Annotated in this window: 20 protein-coding genes; 13 read left to right on the top strand and 7 right to left on the bottom strand. The window is 71.1% G+C overall.

All coding sequences use genetic code 11. From position 1 onward, the window contains the following. Positions 1 to 30: 30 nt before the first annotated feature. The 4 genes from dcd to E1266_RS16630 all read left to right on the top strand — a co-directional run bounded on the left by dcd (position 31) and on the right by E1266_RS16630 (position 3,942). On the top strand, positions 31 to 606 hold the full coding sequence (gene dcd, locus E1266_RS16615; protein WP_132047874.1) for a dCTP deaminase: 576 nt from the start codon (positions 31 to 33) through the stop codon (positions 604 to 606). A gap of 202 nt (positions 607 to 808) precedes the next feature. Continuing rightward, complete coding sequence (locus E1266_RS16620; RefSeq protein WP_132047876.1) at positions 809 to 2,062, top strand: glycine betaine/L-proline ABC transporter ATP-binding protein; 1,254 nt, start codon at positions 809 to 811, stop codon at positions 2,060 to 2,062. Next, positions 2,046 to 3,002, top strand: coding sequence for an ABC transporter permease subunit (locus tag E1266_RS16625; protein WP_132047878.1), 957 nt, complete (start codon positions 2,046 to 2,048; stop codon positions 3,000 to 3,002). Before E1266_RS16620 ends, E1266_RS16625 begins: the two co-directional genes overlap by 17 nt. Positions 3,003 to 3,048: 46 nt before the next feature. Then, positions 3,049 to 3,942 carry a glycine betaine ABC transporter substrate-binding protein gene (locus E1266_RS16630; RefSeq protein WP_132047880.1) on the top strand — a complete coding sequence of 298 codons (894 nt, stop codon included), beginning with the start codon at positions 3,049 to 3,051 and terminating at the stop codon, positions 3,940 to 3,942. A 97-nt stretch (positions 3,943 to 4,039) separates the two neighbouring features. Here the strand turns inward: E1266_RS16630 and E1266_RS16635 are convergent, their stop codons facing one another. Further along, on the bottom strand, positions 4,040 to 4,783 hold the full coding sequence (locus tag E1266_RS16635; protein WP_132047882.1) for a ZIP family metal transporter: 744 nt from the start codon (positions 4,781 to 4,783) through the stop codon (positions 4,040 to 4,042). Between the two features lie 215 nt (positions 4,784 to 4,998). Here E1266_RS16635 and E1266_RS16640 point away from each other — a divergent pair, with 215 nt between their 5' ends. Further along, positions 4,999 to 6,777, top strand: coding sequence for a BTAD domain-containing putative transcriptional regulator (locus tag E1266_RS16640; protein WP_132047884.1), 1,779 nt, complete (start codon positions 4,999 to 5,001; stop codon positions 6,775 to 6,777). Between the two features lie 79 nt (positions 6,778 to 6,856). On the opposite strand, the gene E1266_RS16645 is transcribed toward E1266_RS16640, so the two are convergent. Beyond that, positions 6,857 to 9,004: a (Fe-S)-binding protein gene (locus tag E1266_RS16645; protein WP_165966110.1), complete on the bottom strand. Its 2,148-nt coding sequence runs from the start codon at positions 9,002 to 9,004 to the stop codon at positions 6,857 to 6,859. Positions 9,005 to 9,309: 305 nt separating this feature from the next. On the opposite strand from E1266_RS16645, the gene E1266_RS16650 reads away from it, so the two are divergent. Beyond that, complete coding sequence (locus tag E1266_RS16650) at positions 9,310 to 9,891, top strand: TIGR03086 family metal-binding protein (RefSeq protein WP_132047886.1); 582 nt, start codon at positions 9,310 to 9,312, stop codon at positions 9,889 to 9,891. A 102-nt stretch (positions 9,892 to 9,993) separates the two neighbouring features. On the opposite strand, the gene E1266_RS16655 is transcribed toward E1266_RS16650, so the two are convergent. Further along, the gene (locus E1266_RS16655; RefSeq protein ID WP_132047888.1) at positions 9,994 to 11,202 is read right to left on the bottom strand and encodes an acetyl-CoA C-acetyltransferase; all 1,209 of its coding nucleotides are present in this window, start codon (positions 11,200 to 11,202) and stop codon (positions 9,994 to 9,996) included. A 189-nt stretch (positions 11,203 to 11,391) separates the two neighbouring features. Between E1266_RS16655 and E1266_RS16660 the strand changes: the two genes are divergently transcribed. Together E1266_RS16660 and E1266_RS16665 are read left to right on the top strand one after the other, a co-directional pair. Beyond that, on the top strand, positions 11,392 to 11,619 hold the full coding sequence (locus E1266_RS16660; RefSeq protein ID WP_132047890.1) for a hypothetical protein: 228 nt from the start codon (positions 11,392 to 11,394) through the stop codon (positions 11,617 to 11,619). 93 nt (positions 11,620 to 11,712) lie between these two features. After that, a complete protein-coding gene (locus E1266_RS16665; protein ID WP_132047892.1) occupies positions 11,713 to 13,275 on the top strand; it encodes a 3-hydroxyacyl-CoA dehydrogenase in 1,563 nt (520 codons plus the stop codon). A gap of 52 nt (positions 13,276 to 13,327) precedes the next feature. On the opposite strand, the gene E1266_RS16670 is transcribed toward E1266_RS16665, so the two are convergent. Together E1266_RS16670 and E1266_RS16675 are read right to left on the bottom strand one after the other, a co-directional pair. Further along, positions 13,328 to 14,575: a CU044_5270 family protein gene (locus tag E1266_RS16670; RefSeq protein WP_132047894.1), complete on the bottom strand. Its 1,248-nt coding sequence runs from the start codon at positions 14,573 to 14,575 to the stop codon at positions 13,328 to 13,330. After that, positions 14,572 to 15,138 carry a sigma-70 family RNA polymerase sigma factor gene (locus tag E1266_RS16675; protein WP_132047896.1) on the bottom strand — a complete coding sequence of 189 codons (567 nt, stop codon included), beginning with the start codon at positions 15,136 to 15,138 and terminating at the stop codon, positions 14,572 to 14,574. Before E1266_RS16675 ends, E1266_RS16670 begins: the two co-directional genes overlap by 4 nt. A gap of 344 nt (positions 15,139 to 15,482) precedes the next feature. Here E1266_RS16675 and dnaK point away from each other — a divergent pair, with 344 nt between their 5' ends. The 5 genes from dnaK (at position 15,483) to clpB (ending at position 22,428) form a co-directional block, all read left to right on the top strand. Then, positions 15,483 to 17,342, top strand: a complete 1,860-nt coding sequence (gene dnaK, locus E1266_RS16680; protein WP_132047898.1) for a molecular chaperone DnaK — start codon at positions 15,483 to 15,485, stop codon at positions 17,340 to 17,342. Next, complete coding sequence (gene grpE / locus E1266_RS16685; RefSeq protein ID WP_132047900.1) at positions 17,336 to 17,971, top strand: nucleotide exchange factor GrpE; 636 nt, start codon at positions 17,336 to 17,338, stop codon at positions 17,969 to 17,971. Before dnaK ends, grpE begins: the two co-directional genes overlap by 7 nt. Positions 17,972 to 18,110: 139 nt before the next feature. After that, positions 18,111 to 19,283 (top strand): molecular chaperone DnaJ, encoded by a 1,173-nt coding sequence (gene dnaJ / locus E1266_RS16690; protein WP_132047902.1) that lies wholly within the window; start codon positions 18,111 to 18,113, stop codon positions 19,281 to 19,283. A 48-nt stretch (positions 19,284 to 19,331) separates the two neighbouring features. Then, positions 19,332 to 19,787, top strand: a complete 456-nt coding sequence (locus E1266_RS16695; RefSeq protein WP_132047904.1) for a helix-turn-helix transcriptional regulator — start codon at positions 19,332 to 19,334, stop codon at positions 19,785 to 19,787. A gap of 43 nt (positions 19,788 to 19,830) precedes the next feature. Continuing rightward, entirely contained in the window at positions 19,831 to 22,428 is a 2,598-nt protein-coding gene (gene clpB / locus E1266_RS16700; protein WP_132047906.1) for an ATP-dependent chaperone ClpB, read from the top strand. A 59-nt stretch (positions 22,429 to 22,487) separates the two neighbouring features. Here clpB and E1266_RS16705 read toward each other — a convergent pair whose 3' ends face one another. Together E1266_RS16705 and E1266_RS16710 are read right to left on the bottom strand one after the other, a co-directional pair. Beyond that, positions 22,488 to 22,859: a hypothetical protein gene (locus E1266_RS16705; RefSeq protein WP_132047908.1), complete on the bottom strand. Its 372-nt coding sequence runs from the start codon at positions 22,857 to 22,859 to the stop codon at positions 22,488 to 22,490. 38 nt (positions 22,860 to 22,897) lie between these two features. Next, positions 22,898 to 23,314 (bottom strand): roadblock/LC7 domain-containing protein, encoded by a 417-nt coding sequence (locus E1266_RS16710; RefSeq protein WP_243718491.1) that lies wholly within the window; start codon positions 23,312 to 23,314, stop codon positions 22,898 to 22,900.

Consider the following 23,314-nt stretch of genomic DNA (forward strand, 5'->3'; position numbering starts at 1 on the left):
GTGGGGGTTGGGTGGGATAGCTTTTCTGGCGTGCTGCTCTCCGATCGTGACATCAGGGCCGAGCTCGAGTCTGGGCGGGTGAAGATCGACCCGTATGAGCCGGGGATGGTTCAGCCGTCCAGTGTGGACGTCCGGCTGGACCGGTGGTTCAGGGTGTTCGAGAACCACAAGTATCCGCACATCGATCCGTCTGTGGAGCAGCCGGATCTGACGCGGCTGCTGGAGGTGGAGGCCGACGAGCCGTTCGTGCTGCATCCCGGGGAGTTCGTGCTGGCCTCGACGTACGAGGTGTTCGGGTTGCCGGACGATCTCGCCGCGCGGCTGGAGGGGAAGTCCAGTCTGGGGCGCCTGGGGCTGCTCACGCACTCGACGGCCGGGTGGATCGATCCCGGGTTCGCGGGGCACGTGACGCTGGAGCTGTCGAACGTGGCGACGCTGCCGATCAAGCTGTGGCCGGGGATGAAGATCGGGCAGATGTGCCTGTTCCGGACGAGCTCGCCGGCGGAGTACCCCTATGGGGCGGCGCGGTACGGGTCGCGGTACCAGGACCAGCGCGGGCCCACGCCATCGCGCTCCTACCTCAACTTTCATCGGACGAAGGTGTAAGACGTGCTCGATTCGTGACCTGGATGTGACGGAAAGCACCAAAAGATGAAACATGTTCTCTGAACGGGTAGTTTCGGGCGACGCACTGGTTTGGCGTCTGGTTGACGATCTCTTTGTGTGAGGTCGTCTCGTCCGGGCGCCTGGACGGATAGGGCGACCCGTTTCCGCGCCACGACCGGCAGTGGGAACCCGGAAGGAGATCGTGTCAGTACTCCGCGCGGAAAGCGTCACCAAGCTCTTCGGCCGTAAGACGGCCGAGGCCCAACGGAAGCTCAAGGCGGGAGCCGATCTCAAGGCCATCCGTGACCTCGGGGTCACCCCGGCGGTGGTGGACGCCACGTTCGAGGTCCGCGAGGGTGAGATCTTCGTGGTCATGGGCCTGTCGGGGTCCGGCAAGTCCACGCTCATCCGGATGCTGAACGGCCTGCTCGGGGTCACGTCCGGCAGTGTCGAGATCGACGGCCAGGACATCGCGAAGATGTCGCCGAAGGCGCTGCGGACCCTGCGGCAGAACAAGGTCAGCATGGTCTTCCAGCACTTCGCGCTCTTCCCGCACCGGACGGTTCTGGCGAATGCCGCGTACGCCTTGGAGGTGCGCGGCGTCCCGAAGGAAGAACGCGAGAAGACGGCCCGGGAGTTCCTCAAACTGGTCGGCCTCGAAGGCTGGGAGGACAAAGTCCCCGGGCAGTTGTCGGGCGGTATGAAGCAGCGCGTCGGGCTCGCCCGGGCGCTGGCGTCCGGTACCCCGCTGATCCTGATGGACGAGGCGTTCAGCGCGCTCGACCCGCTGATCCGCCGGGAGGTCCAGGACCTGCTGCTGGATCTGCAGGAGCGGTTCGGCAAGACGATCGTCTTCATCACCCACGACCTGAACGAGGCCATGCGCATCGGCGACCGCATCGCGGTGATGCGGGAGGGCCGGATCGTGCAGATCGGGACGGCCGAGGAGATCCTCACCGACCCGGCCAACGACTACGTCGCGCAGTTCGTGGCGGACGTGGACCGTACCAGGGTGCTGACGGCGGCCTCGGTTATGGAGAAACCGCTGGTCACGGTACTGTCAACGACGGGCCCCCGGACGGCGCTGCGCACGATGCGCGAGCACCAGACCTCCGCGGCCTTCGTGATCGGACGGGACCGGAAGCTGATCGGGCGGGTCCGCGCCACGGTGATAGCGGACGCGGTCCAGGACAACGTCGCGACGCTCGACGGCCTGATCGACCCGGAGGACCCCGAGCCCGTGGCGCCCGACACGCCGGTGGCGAATCTGTTCGTCAGGGTCGCCGAGAGCGACCTGCCGGTACCGGTCGCGGACGAGGAGGGCACACTGGTCGGCGTCATCCCCCGGGTGACGCTGCTGGCGGCGCTCGGATCGATCAACTCGCACCTCGACGAGGTCGTCCACGAGGAGCCGGAGCTGGCGCTGACGAAGGAGGGCAGTGGCGTTGACGAGTGACGTGCTCGCGATCGAACTGCCCCGCGCGCCGATCGGCGAGTGGTTCGACAACCTGGTGAGCTGGTGCACCGACAACCTGTCGTGGCTGTTCGACGGGATCGGGTCGGCGATACAGGCGTCGGTGGACGCGCTGACCAGCGTGCTGACGGGTCCGCCGCCGATCGTGCTGGCGCTGGTCCTGGCGCTGCTGGCGCTGCTGGTGAGCGGCTGGAAGCTCAGCGTGTTCACGATCCTCGGCTTCGCGCTCATCGAGAGCATGGAGCTGTGGAAGGACTCGATGGACTCGCTGGCGCTGGTGATCGTGGCGGCGGCGGTGTCCACGGTGCTGTCGGTGCCGATCGGGATCGCGGCGGCGCGCAGCGACGTGGTGAGCCGCATCGTGCGGCCGGTCCTGGACTTCATGCAGACGATGCCGGCGTTCGTCTACCTGATCCCGGCGATCTTCTTCTTCAGCATCGGGGCCGTCCCGGGCGTGGTCGCCACCGTGATCTTCTCGATGCCGCCGGGGGTGCGGCTGACCGAGCTCGGGATCCGCGGCGTCGACCCGGAGATGGTCGAGGCGGGCGAGGCGTTCGGCACGCCGCCGAACCGGATCCTCACCCGGATCCAGATCCCGCTGGCCATGCCGTCGATCATGGCCGGCATCAACCAGCTGATCATGCTGTCGCTGTCGATGGTCGTCATCGCGGGCATGGTCGGCGCGGGCGGCCTCGGCGGGGTGGTGCTGGAGGGCATCAACCGGGTGGACGTCGCCAAGGGGTTCGAGGGCGGAATCGCGGTCGTCATCCTGGCCATCTACCTGGACCGCCTCACCGGCGCCCTGGGCCACGGCCCGAGCATGCTTCGCGCGCTGTTCGCGCGCGGCAGGAACGGCCGCGGGACGGCCACCCCCGGCACGGCGGCCCCCGTGGCCGACCGGGAGGCCGAGCTCGTCGGCTGACTCACCGCTCCCCCAGCTCCACATGCACGTCTACGAAAGGACGGGAATGCGCTTCAAGTTCAAGGGTCTGGCCGTCGCGGCCATGTCGCTGACGCTGGCGTTGACCGCCGCGGGATGCGGTGACTCCGACTCGGGCTCCGGCGGGGGCGAAACCGACAAGAACATCACGATCGGCATGGTCGCCGGCTGGGCCGAGGGTGAGGCCGCGACGCAGCTGTGGAAGCGGCTGCTGACCGACAAGGGCTACAACGTCGAGGTCAAGACCCTCGACACCGGGCCGCTGTACGCGGGCATGGCCAAGGGCGACGTGGACCTGTTCCTCGACGCCTGGCTGCCGGGCACCCACGAGGACTACTGGAAGCAGTACGGCGACAAGCTGGAGAAGGTCAGCGCCTGGTACGACTCGGCGCCGCTGACGATCGCGGTGCCGGAGTACTCGCCGCTGCAGTCGCTCGAGGACCTCAAGGGCAAGGGCGGCACCTACGACGGCAAGATCATCGGCATCGAGAAGAGCTCCGGCCTGTACCGGGTGTCGCAGGAGGAGATGCTCCCCGCGTACGGCCTCAAGGACGAGTTCACGGTGACGACGTCCTCGACCGCGGCCATGCTCACCGAGCTGGACAAGGCCGTGAACGCCAAGAAGGACATCGTCGTCACGCTGTGGCGCCCGCACTGGGCCTACTCGAAGTACCCCATCCGCGACCTGAAGGACCCGAAGGGCGCGATGGGCAAGCCCGACGGCATCTACACCGTCGCCCGTGAGGGCTTCTCCGAGGACCAGCAGGACGTCACCGGCTGGCTGAAGAAGTTCCGGATGACCGACGAGCAGCTCGGGACGCTCGAGGACCTGATGGAGAACAAGTACAAGGGCAAGCCCGACGAGGCCGTGGACGAGTGGCTGAAGTCCAACGCCGAGTTCGCGCAGTCCATGACGGGCTGATTTCCTCCGGGGACGTTCGTTCCCAAGGCGACAGAGGGTCGTCCGGGTGCTCCCGGACGGCCCTCTGCCTTTGCTTGCGGGGCCTTTCCCCGTGTCCTCAATGGGCCAGGCTGACGATGAACAGGACGGCCGCCAGGCCGAGTCCGGTCGCGCACAGGGTCATCACGCGGGGGTGGCCGCTGTGGGCCTCCGGCAGGATCTCGGCGGCGGCCAGGTAGAGCAGGACGCCGGCGAAGCCGCCGAGGTACGGGCCCAGGACGGCGTCGGGTACCCGGACGACCGTGCCCAGCGCGGCCCCGGCGATCGGGGCGGTGGCATTGGCGAACAGCAGCACGACGGCGGGCCGCCGGTCGGCGCGGTTCAGCGACGCGGCGGTGACGGTGTTGAACCCGTCCGCGAACTTGTGCACGATCACGGCGAGGGCGACGAAGGTCCCCACCTCGGTCCCGGACTGGAAGCCGAGGCCGATGCTCACGCCGTCCATCAGGCTGTGCACGACGAGCGCGGACGCGGTGACCAGCCCCGCGGATCCGCCGGCGTGCGCGTGGACGTGCACGTGCGGGGCGTACTCGTGCTCGTGGGCCCGGTGGATCGACACGGCCTGCTCCACGACGTGCAGCAGCAGGAACCCCGCCGCGAAACCGATCATGGGGGCGGGGACGCCGAACGGGGAGTGCCGCGTCAGCTCCAGCGACTCGGGGATCAGGTCGAACGCGACGATCCCGAGCATCAGGCCGCCGGCCAGCCCGAGGGCGAGGTGCCGGTTGTCGCGCACCCGCATCGCCGCGAGGCCCCCGGCGAGGGTCGTCAGGAACGCGAGGAGGGAGACGAGCACGACCATCCCTGGGTCTTACCAGGGTGACCCCGCCGCAACCCCCTACCCGCGTCCTGACACGCCGCTGGACGCTGCCGAAACCGGGCAGGACGATGGCCCCGATGTCAAGTCGGCGCCGGAACGGCGCGGAGCCGCGGTCGGTATGCTGCGATCACTGCGGCGGGACTGCGGGAGCCCTGCCGCGGCGCCGGGAACGGCGGCGCACCGGACGGTGAGCGGAGGTGGTCACGCTGCCGGGCGGAACCTCGTCACTGCGCTTCGAGATCCTCGGCCGGCCGTCCGCGTGGCGGGACGGGAGGGAGCTCGACCTCGGCCCCGGGAAGCAGCGGGCGGTGCTCGCCGTGCTGCTGCTGTCGCCGAACCGGCCCGTCCCGACCTCCTCGATCGTGACGGCGGTGTGGGGGGACGAGCCTCCCGACAACGGCGCGAACGTCGTCCAGAAGTACATCGCCGGGCTGCGGCGCGTCCTCGAACCCGACCGCTCGCCGCGCGCCCCGGGGCGGCTGCTGACGCGGAGCGGCGCGGGGTACGCCCTGAACGTCCCGCACGGCGGCCTGGACGCCGAGCTCTTCCAGAAGCGGGTGCGGGCGGCGCTGGCCGTGCGGGCGGCCGGTGACGGGGCGCGGGCGGCGGCGGAGTTACGGGAGGCGCTGACGCTGTGGCGCGGCACGGCGCTGGCCGGGCTGACCGGGTCGTTCTTCGACGCGGCGCGGGAGCGGCTCGACGAGGAGCGCGCGGCGGCGCTGGAGGCGTCCGCCGAGATCGGCCTGGAGCTGGGGGAGCACGCGCGACTGGTGCCCGAGCTGATCCGGCTGGTCGGCGAGTTCCCGCTCCGGGAGGGGTTCCGCCACCAGCTGATGCTGGCGCTGTACCGGTGCGGCAGGCAGGCGGAGGCGCTGGCCGCCTACCGGGACGCACGCGACTTCTTCGCCGAGGAGTTCGGCGTCGAGCCGGGGGAGCGGCTCCAGAACCTGCACGTGAGCATCCTGCGCGCCGATCCCGCGCTGGCGTTGCCCGCCGCGGAGAAGCGGGGCGGGGCGCCGCCGCCACCCGACCGGCCGGCGCCGCAGCCGAGCAAGGCGACCAGCCAGGCGGTGCCGCCGCCCCGGGAGCCGCGCGTCCTGCCGGTGCCCCCTGGAGGCGTGCCCGGGCCGCGCTTCCCCGATGCTCCCGCGATGCCCCGGTTCCCTCCGCCGGGCCCGGCGCCGCCCTTCGCGCACCCGATGGCCATGCCCGCGGCGCGGCGGCTCCCGTGGCCGCTTCGGGCCATCCTGGTGTCGCTCCCGCTGCTCAGCTTCGGAACCGTGACGTGGGCCGCCGTCACCTACTTCGCGGCGCGCCGCCGCAGCCTCCCCCTCGCGCTGGCGGCGGTCGGCTACCTCGCGCTGACGGTCCTCTGCTTCGTGGCCGTGGACCTGACCGACGTGGAGCGGACGACCTGGTGGGACCTGCCGCTCGGCATCTCGCTGCTGGGCACGGTGTTCGGCGGTGCCGTCCACCTCGCCATCCTCACCGCGGGGCCGACCGGGCCCGGATTCGCCGGCGAGGCGGGGGCGCCCGGCGTCCCGCTGATCGAGCGCCGGGTCCGCCGCGAGCAGGCCCGCTCCCTGGTGACGCACTACCCGTCGATCGCGCACCGGCTGCGCATCGGCCGTCCCGACCTGCCCCGCAAGTTCGACGACGGGGGCCTCGTCGACGTCAACTCGGCGCCGGAGGGGCTGCTGTCCGCGCTGCCCGGCCTGGACCCGTACCACGCGAAGCTGCTCGTCCTGGCCCGGACGGCGCAGGGCCCCTTCACCTCCACCGAAGACCTCGTCCGCCGGGAGATCCTGCCTCCGTGGATGCTGCACGGGCTGCACGAGGTCCTGGTCGCCGTCCCGCCCGTCTTGGAGGGCGGCGCGGACGGTGAGCTGGACGGCGGCATGGACATCACGTCGGCCGCGGTGGCGGAGCCCGAGGCGGCGACCGGCGCCGTCCTGCCGCCCGAACCGCCCCGCTGACCGCGCACCGCCCCGCCGACCGCGCAACGCGAAGGACCCCCGGCCTCGGCCGGGGGTCCTTTGTGGCTGCGCGCGACCGCTACTCGGCGGCGACCGCCTCCTTCTCGGGGGCGGTGCCTTCGCCCTTGACGGAGCGGATCAGGAGCTGGGAGACGTCCACGACCTCCAGCGACTCCTTGGCGTCGCCCGAGTTCTTCTTCTCGTTGATGGCGTCGCCCAGCATGACCAGGCAGAACGGGCACGCGGTGGACACGGTGTCCGGGTTCGTCTCCAGCGCCTCGTCCACGCGCTCGGTGTTGATGCGCTTGCCGATGCGCTCCTCCATCCACATCCGCGCGCCGCCGGCGCCGCAGCAGAAGCCGCGGTCCTTGTGGCGGTGCATCTCCTGCGTCTTGACGCCGGGGACGGTCGCCATGATGTCGCGCGGCTGCTTGTAGACCTTGTTGTGCCGGCCCAGGAAGCAGGGGTCGTGGTAGGTGATGCTCTCCTCGATCGGCGTGACCGGGGTGAGCTTGCCTTCCTCGACCAGGTGCGCGAGGAGCTGGGTGTGGTGGACGACCTCGTAGTTCCCGCCGATCTGCGGGTACTCGTTGGCGAGGGTGTTGAAGCAGTGCGGGCAGGTCGCGACGATCTTCTTCGCGCCCGCGTCGTTCAGCGTCTCGACGTTCTGCTGGCCGAGCATCTGGAAGACGAACTCCATGCCGAGGCGGCGGGCCGGGTCACCGGTGCACGCCTCCATGGGGCCGAGGACGGCGAACTTGACGCCCGCGATGTGCAGCAGCTCCGCGACGGCCTTGGTGGTCTTCTTGGCGCGGTCCTCCAGGGCGCCGGCGCAGCCGACCCAGAACAGGTACTCGGTCTCCTCGGGGAGCTTGTCGTCGACGACCTCGACCTCGAAGTCCAGCTCCTCGATCCATTCGAGGCGCTTCATCTCGGACATGCCCCACGGGTTGCCCTTGTTCTCGAGGTTCTTCAGCATGACGCCGGCCTCGGACGGGAACGAGGACTCGATCATCACCTGGAAGCGGCGCATGTCCAGGATGTGGTCGATGTGCTCGATGTCGACCGGGCACTGCTCGACGCAGGCGCCGCAGTTGGTGCACGACCACAGGACGTCCGGGTGGATGACGCCGTCGTCGCCGACGAGCGCCTTGTCCACCTCCATGGCGAGCTTCTGCTCGTCGGTGAAGGCCGCACGCTGCTCCTCTGAGGCGACCATGTAGGGCGCCTTGTGGAGCGCGTGGTCGCGCAGTTCGAGGACGAGCATCTTCGGCGACAGCGGCTTGCCGGTGTTCCAGGCGGGGCACTGCGACTGGCAGCGACCGCACTCGGTGCAGGTCGCCATGTCGAGGAAGCCCTTCCAGGTGAAGTCCTCGATCTTGCCGCGGCCGAAGACGTCCTCGTCGGGGTCGGCCTCCTCGAAGTCGAGCGGCTTGCCGCCCGACATCATCGGCTGCGCGGCGCCGAGGCCGTCCGGGCGGCGCTTGAACATGACGTTCAGCGGCGCCAGGAAGATGTGCAGGTGCTTGGAGTGGACGACGAACACCAGGAAGACGAGCGCGACGCCGATGTGCAGCAGCAGGCCGACCGACTCCAGGACCTCGAGGGTGCTGTCGCTCATCCCCTCGAAGAGGTTGCCGGTGAGGTGGGAGAAGTAGGCGGCCCCGCCGTAGCCGAAGTTGTCGCGGGCGACCTCGACGCCGCGGAAGAAGAACATCGTCCAGATCACGTTGAAGATCATGAACAGCGTGATCCAGGCGCCGGACAGGTGCGAGCCCTTGAACCGGGACTGGCGGCCGATCCGCTTCGGCGAGTTCTTGACGCGGATGGCCGTGAAAGTGATCAGGCCGGCGAGGCAGGCGAGCGCGATGGTGTCCTGCACGAAGCCGATCGGCCCCCAGGTCTGCAGGAACGGAATGTGCGCCTCAAGCCCGAACAGCAGTTGGACGGCCGCTTCCCCGTAGACGGTCGCCAGGAGGAAGAACGCCCACATGACGGCGAAGTGCGCGGCGCCGGCGATGGTCCACTTCAGCAGCTTGCGCTGCCCGAAGACCTCGACGGCCTGACCCTCGACCGCGCTCTTGGGGTCCCGCTTGACCTGCAGCGTCCGTTCGGGGTCGGGCTGGCCGCTCTTGGCGATCTGATACAGGAACAGCACCCGCCGACCGGCGAGCGCCAGAGCGACCGCCGTTCCGGCGAGCCCAATGACCAACGTGATCCAGAACACTGTTCCGTCCTCCTGGGGTACGGGCGATGGCAGTCAGCGTAGGGCTCGCGACAGACTGCGCTTCATCCGGGGCCCGAATACTACTCGGTAGTAGTTTATGCGTCACATTCGCAGGTCAGCCCACAGTACGGCGATCCGGAGACCATTCGCGAACCGTCCCGCGTTACGTCACGTCCCCCATACCTTATGGATTCCGCATATCGCCGGGCACCGGGGCGATGAGTACGGGCCGGACCACGAGTCCATATCCGCGGGCGGGGACCGGCCCGCCGAACGCCACCGGACCGTACAACGGAGGTGCCCACATGACCTCGAAGCCCGACCTCACACCCGCCGCCCGGCGGATGGCCGAACTGCTCGCGGGCGTCCGCGACGACCAGCTCACCGCACCCACCCCGTGCCCCGGCATGCCGCTCGGCGCGCTCATCGAGCACATCGACGGGCTGAGCCTGGCGTTCACCTGGGCGGCCGACAAGCGGTTCCCGGACGGACCGTCGCAGCCGCCGTCCGCCGACGCGGCGAACCTCCCCCCGGACTGGCGCACCCTCTTCCCCGAGCGGCTCGCCGCACTCGCGGCCGCCTGGCGCTCCCCCGAAGCCTGGGAGGGCACCACCCAGGCGGGCGGCGTGGACATGTCCGGTGAGGAGGCCGGCCATGTCGCGATGAACGAACTGGTCGTGCACGGCTGGGACGTCGCCCGCGCCAGCGGCCAGCCCTACGACGCGGGCAAGGACGAGATCGACACCTGCCTCGCCTTCGTCGCACCGGCCGTCGAGCAGAGCGGCGGCAAGGGCATCGAGGGCCTCTTCGGCCCACCGGTGGACATCCCCGAAACCGCCCCCGCCCTGGACCAGCTGATAGCCCAGACGGGTCGGAACCCTTACTAGCCCAGGGGGCGACCCCCTGAAACCCCCGCTCCGCCCGGCGCGTCCTGCGACCTGCGCTCGCTCCGGCCGCAGGACCCGTGGGGTGCGGATGCGGGTGGTTGGTCAGACCTTTTCGAATACTGCTGCGAGGCCCTGGCCGCCGCCGATGCACATCGTTTCCAGGCCGTAGCGGGCTTCGCGGCGGTGCATCTCGCGGGCGAGGGTGGCGAGGATGCGGGCTCCCGTGGCGCCTACGGGGTGGCCTAGGGAGATGCCGGAGCCGTGGACGTTGACGCGGCCCCAGTCGGCGTCCTTCAGGTCCCATTCGCGGGTGACGGCGAGGACCTGGGCGGCGAACGCCTCGTTCAGTTCGATGAGGTCGATGTCGGCGAGGGTGAGGCCCGCCCGGTCCAGTGCCTTGGCGGTGGCCGGGACGGGACCGATGCCCATGGTGCGGGGCGGGACGCCGGCGCGTGCCCAGGAGACGAGCCGCACCAGCGGGCGCAGGCCCAGTTCGGCGGCGCGCTCGGGCGTGGTGACGACGCACGCGGCCGCCGCGTCGTTCTGGCCGCTGGCGTTGCCCGCGGTGACCGTGGCCTGGTCGTCGGACTTCCCGAGGACGGGACGGAGCTTCGCCAGCCCCTCGACCGTCGTGCCGGGGCGGGGGTGCTCGTCGGTGTCGACCACGGTGTCGCCCTTGCGCGACCGGATGGTCACCGGGACGATCTCCTCGTCGAACACCCCGGACTGCTGCGCCGCGACGGCGCGCTGGTGCGAGCGCACGGCCAGCTCGTCCTGCTCCTCGCGGCCGATGCCGTACTCGCGCCGCAGGTTCTCGGCGGTCTCCAGCATCCCGCCGGGCACCGGGTAGCCGGCGCCGCCCGCGGTGACGCGGCCGCGGGCGAGCGCGTCGTGCAGTTCGAGGGACGGGCCGCGCACGCCCCAGCGCGCCTGCGTCGTGTAGAAGGGCGCGTTGCTCATGCTCTCCGCGCCGCCCGCGATGACGACGTCGCTGACGCCGAGCTGGACCTGCATGGCGGCGTCGAGGACGGCCTGGAGCCCGGACCCGCAGCGCCGGTCGAGCTGGGTGCCGCCGACCTCGATGGGCAGCCCGGCGTCGAGCGCGGCGACGCGTCCGATGGCGGGGGCGTCGGCCGAGGGGTAGCAGTGGCCGAGGATCACCTCGTCGACCGCGTCGCCGGGCAGGCCGGCGCGCTCCACGAGCGCGCGGATGACGGTCGCGGCGAGCTCGACGGGCGGGACGGACTTCAGGACCCCGCCGAACCGGCCGATCGGGGTACGCAGCGGCTCGCAGACGACCGCTTCACGCATGGATGCTCCTCAACTCGACGTCTGGCGCACTTGGCAGGTTATGCGGTTCGTCCGGATCGGTGGCGTAGGGGCTTCCGTCTGGCGGAGCATTCGGATGCGGGCCCCTTCGGTGAGGGGGACCGCGGCCGGGGTAGCACCCGGCGGGGGCGTCCCGGTCCCGGGACGCGGAGATCATCGGAGAGGGCGGGCATGGCGACGAAGATGCTGAAGATGCTGGTCGCGGCGCTGGCGTTCCTGACGCCGGCGGCCCCGGCCGCCGCGCTGGCCGGGGTGGTCGGGGCGACCGCCGTCGTGACGGCCGGGTGCGGCGGCGGCGAGAACGGCGACGACGGCGGGGACCAGGACGGTGACCGCGACCAGCAGGACGACCGGAACGACGACGACGGGGGCAACGACGACGGCGGGAACGACGACTGATCCTCCGGTGCGGCGCCGGTGGCCGTGGAGGCCGCGCCTACTATCGTGCCGGGGCGCGGCCACCGGCCCGGCCCGTGGGACGGAGGAGGCGGCATGGCGGAAGGCGCGGCGGAAGGCGCGGGGCACTGGGCCCGGGACGTGCGGACGGTCCGGGTGATCGGCGCCGGGGTGATGGGGCGCGGCATCGCGCAGCTCGCGGCGGCGGGCGGGCTGACCGTGGAGATCGCCGACGTGCGCGCGGAGGCGGTGCGGGGCGCGGTCGTCCACATCGGCGGGATGTTCGACAAGCTCGTGGCGAAGGGCCGGATGACCGCCGAGGACGCCGCCGCGGCGAAGGAGCGGCTGCAGCCGGTCGGCGAGCCGATGACGCCTTTCCAGGAGTGCGATCTCGTCATCGAGGCCGTCCGGGAGGACATCGAGACCAAGCGTGAGCTGTTCTCGACCCTGGAGAAGGTCTGCCCCGAGCACACGATCCTTGTCACCAACACCAGTTCGCTGCCGGTCACGTCGATCGCGGCCGTGCTGAACGACCCGTCCCGTGTGGCGGGCCTCCACTTCTTCAACCCCGTGCCGTTGATGCGCCTCGTCGAGGTGATCCCAGGGGCGCGCACTGCCGAGTGGATTCCGGACGCGCTGATCGACCTGGTGAGGCGTCTCGGTCACGAACCCGTCCTCGCACCAGACGCGCCTGGGTTCCTGGTCAACCACGCTGGGCGCGGGCTGACGACAGAGGCGTTGCAGATCCTGTCCGAGGGTGTCGCCGAGCCCGTTGACATCGACCGCATCGCGCGGGACGTCCTCGGCCTGAAGATGGGGCCTTGCGAACTGCTCGACCTCACGGGGCTGGACGTGTCGCACCCAGTAATGGAGTCGATCTGGACGGGTTTCTACACGGAACCGCGGTTCCGTCCGTCCAGGATCGGGCGGGCTCGCGTCGAGGCGGGCCTGTACGGGCGCAAGACCGGCGAGGGCTTCTACAAGTACGTGGACGGTGCCAAGCAGGAGCCGCCCGAGGTCACGGCCCCGGATGTGGAGGCTCGTCCCATCTGGGTGCACGGCGATGTCCGCGAGGAGCTTGGGGCATTGCTGTCGACGTCCGGGGCCGAGGTGGAGTCCGGTGAGCGTCCGTCCGGCCGAGCGGTCGTGCTCGTCGCACCGCTCGGGCGGAGCACGGTCGAGACCGCCATTGCCGAAGACCTTCCCGTAGAGCGCACCTTGGGCGTTGACCCGTTCGGTGGGTTCTTCACCCGTCTGACTGTGGCCGTGCATCCCGGGCTCGACAAGGAGACAGGGCGAGCCGGCCTCGCGGCCCTCGCCGCCACAGGACGGGCCGTCACCGTCGTGAGGGACGTCCATGCGCCCGTCGCTCAGCGGCTCCTCGCGGCGATCGTGAACGTCGGCTGCGGGATCGCCGAGCAGCGGCTCGCCCTCCCCGGGGACATCGACACCGCCGTCCGGCTCGGTCTCGGTTACCCCCGCGGTCCGCTGGAATGGGGCGAGCACGCCGGGGCCGGCCGCGTCCTGGCGATCCTGCGCGGCCTGCACGCCTCCACCGGCGACCCGCGCTACCGCCCGAGCGCCTGGCTCACCGAACGCGCCGCCCTCGGCCTGCCGCTGACCCACGCCGGCACGTCCCCGGCCGACCTCACCGCCTGACGAACCACCGGGAGGCCCCCGTCCGGAGTGCCGGACGGGGGCCTGCCCCGGGTCAGTGAGGCAGCTTCGCGGGAGGCTGCGGCTTGGCGTCGGTCCAGCCCGTGTCGCGGACGGCCATGTAGTCGATGACGAACCCGCGCGCACGGTCCTTGTAGGGGCCGCCGGGCTTGGTCAGCACGTACTGCGAGGCCAGCACCGCGCCCGTGGCCTTGTCGAAGATGAGCTCCTTGCGGGCCATGTACGTGCCCCGCTGCTCAGGCGGCGTGCCGGAGTCGCCGGTGACCTCGACGGTCCTGCTCTCGGACGCCAGCGCGACGCCCTTGCGGCCGAGCGGGTCGGTCGCCTCCCCGATCGCCTCCACCCCGGGCAGCGCGGTCGCCGCCCGGATCAGCCCGGCGCGCACGTCCGGCGGGACCGGCGAGTTCGCGATGAGCCCGCCGACCGCGCCGAGCTTGGCGAAGGAGTCGAACTCGTGCTCGGGGAGCGGCCCGCGCGCGCGTTCCATCTCGTTGAGCTTCTCCGGCGACGGCGCTCCCGCCGCGCGCCACTGCATCGCCTCGGAGGTCAGGAACCGCTCGGTGAGCTTCTTCGGGTCCGCCGGCAGGTTCTGCACCTCCTCGGTGGTCATGCGGCCGTACCACCGGCCACCGCCGGAAGCGTCGGAATGGTCCGCCTTCCACGCCGTATTCTCCGCGGTGTTCAGCGTGAGCCACTTGTCGCCCGACCACGCCCTGATCTTCGCCGGGGATCCGGCCTTCCGCCACGCCGCCGCGTCCGGCGGGGTCTGCGGCCGGGCCGGGAGCATGCGCCAGGCGCTGCCCGAGGCCGAGCCGGGCTCGGCCCCCGCCCACCGGAAGGACTCCGTGTACGCGCCGACCATCACGTACGTGCCCGTCCCGCCCCGGACGACGTAGGACTGACCGGCGACGTCATCGGAGAACCAGTACTCGCCGATCTCCTGCTTCGCCGCGTTCTCCGCCGCGACCAGCACGGCCTCCTTGCCGAGGCTGATCTCGCCCGGACCGCCTCCGGGGTCACCGCCCTCGGGCGCCCCGGGCCCGACGGCCGAGACCGCGATCGCCGCCGCGGCGCCCGCCGAGACGATGCCCGTGCCGATGACCGCCCAGCGGACCGGACGGCGCCCCCGCGCCCGTCCCGCGGCGGGCGCCGCCGCCGGGTCCGCCCGGAGCGCCCGGCCCAGGTCGCGTTCCCGGCGGGCGCGGGCCGCGGCCGGGTCGGCCGGGGGGTCGAGCTGCTCGGGCCGCGCCGCGGACAGCGCCGTCATCACGTCGTGCTTCATCGGACCGCCTTCTTCTTCGGAGTGATCATGGAGGGGGCGCGCGCCGCGACCGGGCCTGGCGCCCGCGACTCGGCGGCGAGCGCGCGTTCCAGGCGGCGCCGGGCGCGGTGCAGCCGCACATAGAACGCGGCCTTCGAGCAGCCGACGACCTTCGCCGCCTCGTCCGGCGACAGCTCGTGCCAGGCGACGAGCGTCAGCAGCTCGCGGTCGCCGTCGGGCAGGGCCGCCAGCGCCCGCAGCATCCCGGCGCGCTCGGCCACCGCCTCCGCGACGTCGCCCGCGGGCGGCTGCGCGGCCGCCCAGGTCCGCAGCTCGCGGGCCAGCGCGTCCTGCCGCCCCCGCGCCCGGTAGGACTCGCGCAGCAGGTTGCGGGCGATGCCGAACAGCCACGGCAGCGGCTCGTCCGGCAGGTCGCGGATGCGCCGCCAGGCGACGCAGAACGCCTCACTCGTGATCTCTTCGGCGGCCTGCGCGCCGACCCGGCTCACGACGTAGGCGTGCACGCGCGGATGGTGCGCGTCGTAGATCGCCGTGAACCGGGCGGCGTCTTCGGGATCCGACAAGGTCTGAGCCCTTCGTCCGGGGGTGCCGTCACCCGGGTAATGATCCGGGCCCGCGGCTTCTTACTCGTCACGAGGCGATCGCCGGAGCGGGTGACCGACTTCATGGCGGGAGTGGCGACTGATCCCGTTTTCTTGCGGCCGGTAGGGAACCGGAATAGGTGGCTCAATCGTCCTGTTGTAGAGGACGTCAGCAAAGTTGAGCCTGGTCGACTCAAGTCATTTGACAACGGGGGACCGGCCGGGCAACCTGGCGGACAGCGACGAACCGGCCGCACCCCGGGGGCGACCGGGGGCGTTCACAACCGGAAACACGCTGAGAACCGGAAACGACGGAGGACGAGAACATGGCACGTGCGGTCGGCATCGACCTCGGGACGACCAACTCGGTCGTCGCGATTCTGGAGGGCGGCGAGCCCACCGTCATCGCGAACGCGGAGGGGTCGCGGACCACACCGTCCGTCGTCGCCTTCGCCAAGAACGGCGAAGTCCTGGTGGGCGAGGTCGCCAAGCGCCAGGCGGTGACCAACGTCGACCGGACGATCCGTTCGGTCAAGCGCGAGATGGGCACCGACTGGAAGACCACGATCGACGGCAAGGACTTCAACCCGCAGCAGATGAGCGCGTTCGTGCTGCAGAAGCTCAAGCGCGACGCTGAGTCCTACCTGGGCGAGACCGTCACCGACGCGGTCATCACCGTGCCCGCCTACTTCTCCGACCACCAGCGCCAGGCCACCAAAGAGGCCGGCCAGATCGCCGGGCTGAACGTCCTGCGCATCATCAACGAGCCGACCTCGGCGGCGCTGGCCTACCACCTGGAGAAGGAGAACGAGGCCACGATCCTGGTCTTCGACCTGGGCGGCGGCACGTTCGACGTGTCCCTGCTGGAGGTCGGCGACGGCGTGGTCGAGGTGAAGGCCACCAGCGGTGACAACCACCTGGGCGGCGACGACTGGGACCAGAAGGTCGTCGACTGGCTGGTCGAGAAGTTCAAGAACGCCAACGGCGTCGACCTGGGCAAGGACAAGATGGCCCTCCAGCGGCTGCGCGAGGCCGCGGAGAAGGCGAAGATCGAGCTGTCCAGCTCGACCGAGACGCAGATCAACCTGCCCTACATCACCGCGTCGAGCGAGGGCCCGCTGCACCTGGACGAGAAGCTCACCCGGGCCGAGTTCCAGCGGATGACCAGCGACCTGCTCGACCGGACCAAGGCGCCGTTCAACTCGGTGCTGAAGGACGCCGGCATCTCGGTCGACCAGATCAACCAGGTCGTCCTGGTCGGCGGCTCGACCCGGATGCCCGCGGTGTCCGACCTGGTCAAGGAGATGACCGGCAAGGAGCCGAACAAGGGCGTCAACCCCGACGAGGTCGTCGCGATCGGCGCCAGCCTCCAGGCCGGCGTGCTCAAGGGCGAGGTCAAGGACGTCCTGCTGCTGGACGTGACCCCGCTGAGCCTCGGCATCGAGACCAAGGGCGGCATCTTCACCAAGATCATCGAGCGGAACACCACGATCCCGACCAAGCGGTCGGAGACGTTCACCACCGCCGACGACAACCAGCCGTCCGTGGAGATCCAGGTCTACCAGGGCGAGCGCGAGATCGCGGCGTACAACAAGAAGCTCGGCACCTTCCAGCTCACCGGTCTGCCGCCGGCGCCGCGCGGCGTCCCGCAGATCGAGGTCACCTTCGACATCGACGCGAACGGCATCGTGAACGTCAGCGCGAAGGACCAGGGCACCGGCAAGGAGCAGTCGATGGTCATCACGGGCGGCAGCGCGCTGCCCAAGGACGACATCGACCGCATGATGCGCGACGCCGAGGAGTACGCCGAGGAGGACCGCAGGCGCAAGGAGGAGGCCGAGGTCCGCAACCAGGCCGACACCCTCGCGTACTCGACCGAGAAGTTCCTGCGGGAGAACGACGAGAAGGTCCCCGAGGAGCTGAAGACCGAGGTCAACGACGCGGTCGCCGAGGTGAAGAAGGCCCTGGAGGGCACCGACGTCGACGCCATCAAGACCAGCGCCGAGAAGCTCGCGCAGGTCAGCCAGAAGATGGGCGCCGCGATGTACGCGCAGAACCCCGAGGGCGCGCAGCCGGGCGGCGACGCCGGCCCGACGGCCGACGCGCAGGGCGGCGACCAGCAGGACGACGAGGTCGTCGACGCCGAGATCGTGGACGACGAGAAGCCGAAGGGTGATGCATCGTGACGTCCTCCCCTGACGAGGGCGAGGAGAAGGAGGGCCCGGTGATCCGCGACAAGCGGCGCATCGATCCCAAAACGGGGCAAGTCCGGGAGCAGGCGGCCGAGTCGCCCGCCCCGGAGGCCCCCGCGGACGACGGCGCCGAGGCCACCGACCAGGAGGTCACCGCGCTGCAGGAGCAGCTCGCGGAGCGCGTCGCCGACCTCCAGCGACTGAAGGCCGAATACGACAACTACCGCAGGCGCGTCGAGCGCGACCGGGTCGCGGTCCGGGAGCAGGCCCTCGGGCAGGTGCTGTCCGAGCTGCTCCCGGTGCTGGACGACATCGGCCGCGCCCGTGAGCACGACGAGCTCCAAGGCGGGTTCAGGTCCGTCGCCGAGAGCCTGGAGGCCATCACGGGCAAGCTCGGCCTGGAGCAGTACGGCGAGAAGGGCGAGCCCTTCGACCCGACCGTGCACGAGGCGCTCATGCACTCGCTCTCGCCGGACGTGACCGAGACGAGTGTCGTGGACGTCCTCCAGCCCGGCTACCGGATCGGCGAGCGGATACTGCGGGCCGCGCGCGTGGCGGTGGCCGACCCCGACCCGGACGCCGGCGGCGAGAGCGGCGGCGACACGGGCGGCGACGGCGAGTGATCCCCGGCCCCGCGCCGAGGGATCCGGGGGCACGCCCCCCGAAGGACCCGGTGTCCCGTCCCGGCCGCGACGGCCGGGACGGGACCGCCGGGGCACGTGAAGACATGTGGCAAGTGGCGATAGCAGAAGGCGGGGCGCCGTGAGCACCAAGGACTACCTGGAGAAGGACTACTACAAGGTCCTGGGTGTCGCGAAGACGGCCTCGCAGGAGGAGATCAAGAAGTCGTACCGGAAGCTGGCGCGCAAGTACCACCCGGACGCGAACAAGGGCGACGCCGAGGCCGAGGACCGCTTCAAGGAGGTCTCCGAGGCGTACGACGTCCTCTCCGACGAGAAGCGCCGCAAGGAGTACGACGCGGTGCGGTCGATGCCGGGCGGCTTCCGCGGCCAGCAGGGCGGCGGCGGCTTCCCGTTCGACCTCGGCGACCTGTTCGGCCAGACCGGGGGCGGGACGCAGACCGGCGGCACCGGGGAGCGCATCGGCGACCTGTTCGGCGGGCTGTTCGGCCGCGGCGGCGGCGGGCGCACCACCGGGACGACGCGGCGCGCGCGGCGCGGCGCGGACGTCGAGACCGAGGTGACGCTGTCGTTCGGCCGCTCGATGAACGGCGTGACCGTGCCGATCAAGCTGACGAGCGAGGCCGCCTGCAACGCGTGCCGCGGGACCGGCGCGAAGGCCGGCACCGTGCCGCGGGTGTGCCCGAACTGCGAGGGCACCGGCCACGAGACCCGCAACCTGGGCAACTTCGGCTTCCAGGAGCCGTGCAAGGACTGCCACGGGCGGGGCCTCGTCGTCGACGACCCGTGCCCGATCTGCCACGGCAGCGGCCGCGCCACCGGCACCCGCACGATCCAGGCGCGGATCCCGGCGGGCGTCGCCGACGGCCAGAAGATCCGGCTGAAGGGCAAGGGCGCGCCGGGCGAGAACGGCGGCCCGCAGGGCGACCTGTACGTCAACATCAAGGTGCTCCCGCACAAGGTGTTCGGCCGCAGCGGCGACAACCTCACGCTGACCGTCCCGGTGACGTTCCCGGAGGCGGCGCTGGGCGCGGAGATCCGGGTGCCGACGTTCCAGGGCCAGCCGGTGACGCTGCGCCTGCCGGAGGGCACCCCGAACGGCCGCACGTTCCGCGTGAAGGGCCGCGGCGCCCCCCGGCGCGACGGCACCAAGGGCGACCTGCTCGTCACCGTCGACGTCCAGGTCCCGCAGAAGCTCGACGACCAGGCGCGGGAGGCCCTCGCCCGGCTGCGCGAGACGAGCACCGGCGACGACCTCCGCGCGGACCTCCTCCAGCAGGCCAAGCAGGAGTGACGACATGAGGTGGCGTTGTCTTCCGGGTGCGCGTGAACGGAGTGGGCCGTGAATACTGATCCGTTCGGTGACGACACTCCGGTCTACGTGATCTCGGTGGCGGCGCAGCTGTCCGGGCTGCACCCGCAGACGCTGCGGACCTACGACCGGATGGGCCTCGTGTCCCCGGGCCGGACGGCGGGACGGGGCCGCCGCTACTCGATGCGCGACATCGTGATGCTCCGCGAAATACAGCGGCTCTCGCAGGAAGAGGGCATCAACCTGTCCGGCATCAAGCACATCCTGGAGCTGCAGCGCGACAACGTGCGGCTCCGGGAGGAGCTCGCGAAGGCGCACGCGGCGCTGGAGGAGCTCGCCAAGGAACTGGAGTCGACCCGTTCCGTCGCGGCCCGGCTGGCGCAGCAGCGCCGCCGGCACGGGGAGCAGGGCGGCACGCCCGGGTCCGACCTGGTGCCGATCAGGCAGACGAGCGTCGTGGTCTGGCACGAACGCAACCGGGACTAAAGCTAGATATCACCGCTTCTCAATACACGGGGGCTGGGGACACATGGACTACAAACTGACGCAGAAGAGCCAGGAAGCGGTGTCGGTCGCGGTCCGCAGGGCCGCGGCGGAGGGACACCCCGAGGTGGAGCCGCAGCACCTGCTGGTGGCGCTGATCGGACTGACCGACGGGACGGCCGTCCCGCTGCTGGAGGCCGTCGGCGCGGACTGGCAGGTCATCCGGCGGCAGGCCGAGGAGCAGCTCGCCGCCAAGCCGAAGGCGGAGGGCTCGACGGTCGCGACGCCGCGCCTGTCGGGGCAGCTCCAGCGGTCCATCAACACCGCGGGGCACCGCGCGGAGCAGCTCGAGGACGACTACGTCTCGACCGAGCACCTGCTGGTCGGGCTGGCGGCCGACGGCGGCCCCGTCGCGGGCCTGCTGAAGGAGCACGGCGCGACGCCGCAGGCGCTGCTGGACGCGTTCGAGAAGGTGCGCGGGCACGCCCGCGTCACCAGCGAGAACCCCGAGGGCACCTACCAGTCGCTGGAGAAGTACGGCGTCGACCTGACGGCCGCGGCCCGCGACGGCCGGCTCGACCCGGTGATCGGGCGCGACGCGGAGATCCGCCGGGTCGTGCAGGTGCTGTCGCGGCGGACGAAGAACAACCCGGTGCTCATCGGCGAGCCCGGCGTCGGCAAGACCGCCGTGGTGGAGGGCCTGGCGCAGCGCATCGTCGCGGGGGACGTCCCCGAGTCGCTGCGCGGCAAGCGCCTCGTGTCGCTCGACCTCGGCGCGATGGTCGCGGGCGCGAAGTACCGCGGCGAGTTCGAGGAGCGGCTGAAGGCCGTCCTGCACGAGATCAAGGAGAGCGAGGGGCAGGTCGTCACGTTCATCGACGAGCTGCACACCGTCGTCGGCGCGGGCGCGGCCGAGGGCGCGATGGACGCCGGCAACATGCTGAAGCCGATGCTGGCCCGCGGCGAGCTGCGGATGATCGGCGCGACGACGCTGGACGAGTACCGCGAGCGGATCGAGAAGGACGCGGCGCTGGAGCGCCGGTTCCAGCAGGTCTTCGTCGGCGAGCCGTCCGTGGCGGACACGATCGCGATCCTGCGCGGGCTGAAGGGCCGCTACGAGGCGCACCACAAGGTGCAGATCAACGACTCGGCGATGGTGGCGGCGGCGACGCTGTCCGACCGCTACATCACGTCCCGGTACCTGCCGGACAAGGCGATCGACCTGGTGGACGAGGCCGCGTCCCGGCTGCGCATGGAGATCGACTCCCGGCCCGTCGAGATCGACGAGCTGCAGCGCACCGTCGACCGGCTCAAGATGGAGGAGATGAACCTCTCCAAGGAGACCGACGAGGCGTCCCGGCAGCGGCTCGACAAGCTCCGCGCCGACCTGGCCGACAAGCAGGAGCACCTGACCGGCCTCGTCGCCCGCTGGGAGAAGGAGAAGGCGAGCCTGAACCGCGTCGGCGAGATCAAGGAGCGGATCGACCAGCTCCGCGGCGAGGCGGAGCGGGCGCAGCGCGACGGCGACCTGGAGACGTCCGCGCGGCTCACCTACGGCGAGATCCCGGCGCTGGAGAAGCAGCTGGAGGAGGCGTCGGAGGCGGCCGAGAACCGCGACGCGATGGTCAAGGAGGAGGTCGGTCCCGACGACGTCGCCGACGTGGTCGCGCTGTGGACGGGCATCCCCGCCGGCCGGCTGCTCGAAGGCGAGACGGCGAAGCTGCTGCGGATGGAGGAGGAGCTCGGCAGGCGGCTGATCGGGCAGTCCGCCGCCGTCCGCACGGTGTCGGACGCGGTCCGCCGCGCCCGCGCGGGCATCTCCGACCCCGACCGCCCGACCGGCTCGTTCCTGTTCCTCGGCCCGACCGGCGTCGGCAAGACGGAGCTGGCGAAGGCGCTCGCGGAGTTCCTGTTCGACGACGAGCGGGCGATGACCCGCATCGACATGAGCGAGTACTCCGAGAAGCACAGCGTTGCGCGGCTGGTCGGCGCCCCGCCCGGCTACGTCGGCTACGAGGAGGGCGGGCAGCTCACCGAGGCCGTCCGGCGCCGCCCGTACTCGGCGGTGCTGCTGGACGAGGTGGAGAAGGCGCACCCCGAGGTGTTCGACATCCTCCTCCAGGTCCTCGACGACGGCCGGCTCACCGACGGCCAGGGCCGCACGGTCGACTTCCGCAACACGATCCTGATCCTCACGTCCAACATCGGGTCGCAGTTCCTGGTCGACCCGACGCTGGAGAACGGCGCGAAGCGCGAGGCGGTCTGGAACGCGGTGCGGAACTCGTTCAAGCCGGAGTTCCTCAACCGGCTGGACGACGTGATCCTGTTCGACTCGCTGTCCACCGCCGAGCTGACGAAGATCGTTGACCTGCAGGTCGACCAGCTGGCCAGGCGGCTCGCGGAGCGGCAGCTCACGCTCAAGGTGAGCGACGCGGCCCGCGAGTGGCTGGCGCTGACCGGCTACGACCCGCTGTACGGGGCGCGGCCGCTGCGCCGCCTCGTCCAGACGGCCATCGGCGACCAGCTCGCCCGCGAGCTCCTCTCCGGCGAGGTCCGCGACGGCGACGAGGTGCTCGTCGACCTGGACGAGGCCGCCGACAAGCTGACCGTCCAGCCCGCCCGCGGCCTGACCCTCACCAAGTAGGGCCCGCGGAGGCTTGTGCCCGCCGCCCCCGTTGCCCGGGGGCGGCGGGCACCTGCGTGTCAGACCTCCAGGTTCTCCTCGATGTCGCGGAGGCGGTGCCGGGCCAGGGCGAGGTTGGCGCGGGCGCGGTCCAGCGCCATGTAGAGGAACAGGCCCTTGCCCTTGCGTCCGGTCACCGGGCGGATGACGTGGTACTGGCTGGAGATGCTGATGAGGATGTCCTCGATCTCCTCCTTGATGGAGAGCTGCTCCATGGTGCGGAGCTTCGCCCGGACGACCTCGGTGTTCCCGGCCGCCGCGACCTGGAGGTCGAGGGTCTTCGAGCTGCCGAGCTGGCCGAGGGCCATCCCGCTGTTGTGGTCGACGACGGCGACGCCGATCGCCCCGTCGATGGCCATCATGTCCTTCAGCGCGAGATCCAGGTTGGACATGCGTGCTCCCCTTTCATGATTGTCGTGTGCAGTGGTCGTCATGTGCGGTCGGTGCGCGGTCCTGCGAGGTGCGCGGCGATGGCGCGGGCGGCGGGGCGGGACTCCAGGTGGAGCCGTCCGACGTTGACGGCCGGGCCGGCGAGGACGGTGAGGGACGCGGTCGGCCCCGCGGCGTAGATCACGACGTAGCCGTCCACGCCGCGGATCACGACCTCGTGGAACGCGCCGCCGTGCGCGGTCTGCGCGATGCGGTGCGCCAGCGAGAGGCCGGTCGCGGTCACGGCCGCCATGCCGGACGGCTCGACGGACTCGGGCAGGTCCTGCGCGATGAGCAGGCCGTCCGCGGACGCGACCAGGGTCCCGGTGAGCTGCGGGATGCGGGCCCGCAGCGTCCTCAGCTCGGCCGTCACCTCGGCCTCCGGCAGCCGCACCGCCGGCGCCGCTCGTTTCGCCAC

Origin of the sequence: Actinomadura sp. 7K534 (assembly GCF_004348575.1) — a bacterium.
GTDB classification, from domain to species: domain Bacteria; phylum Actinomycetota; class Actinomycetes; order Streptosporangiales; family Streptosporangiaceae; genus Spirillospora; species Spirillospora livida.

What these genes read in the sequence shown, in the direction of transcription:
- E1266_RS16635 (WP_132047882.1), bottom strand. Translation starts at nt 4,783, where the DNA reads ATGGTCGTGCTCGTCTCCCTCCTCGCGTTCCTGACGACCCTCGCCGGG.
- E1266_RS16630 (WP_132047880.1), top strand. Translation starts at nt 3,049, where the DNA reads ATGCGCTTCAAGTTCAAGGGTCTGGCCGTCGCGGCCATGTCGCTGACG.
- E1266_RS16670 (WP_132047894.1), bottom strand. Translation starts at nt 14,575, where the DNA reads ATGAAGCACGACGTGATGACGGCGCTGTCCGCGGCGCGGCCCGAGCAG.
- E1266_RS16650 (WP_132047886.1), top strand. Translation starts at nt 9,310, where the DNA reads ATGACCTCGAAGCCCGACCTCACACCCGCCGCCCGGCGGATGGCCGAA.
- dnaK (WP_132047898.1), top strand. Translation starts at nt 15,483, where the DNA reads ATGGCACGTGCGGTCGGCATCGACCTCGGGACGACCAACTCGGTCGTC.
- E1266_RS16660 (WP_132047890.1), top strand. Translation starts at nt 11,392, where the DNA reads ATGGCGACGAAGATGCTGAAGATGCTGGTCGCGGCGCTGGCGTTCCTG.
- E1266_RS16705 (WP_132047908.1), bottom strand. Translation starts at nt 22,859, where the DNA reads ATGTCCAACCTGGATCTCGCGCTGAAGGACATGATGGCCATCGACGGG.
- E1266_RS16655 (WP_132047888.1), bottom strand. Translation starts at nt 11,202, where the DNA reads ATGCGTGAAGCGGTCGTCTGCGAGCCGCTGCGTACCCCGATCGGCCGG.
- E1266_RS16665 (WP_132047892.1), top strand. Translation starts at nt 11,713, where the DNA reads ATGGCGGAAGGCGCGGCGGAAGGCGCGGGGCACTGGGCCCGGGACGTG.
- clpB (WP_132047906.1), top strand. Translation starts at nt 19,831, where the DNA reads ATGGACTACAAACTGACGCAGAAGAGCCAGGAAGCGGTGTCGGTCGCG.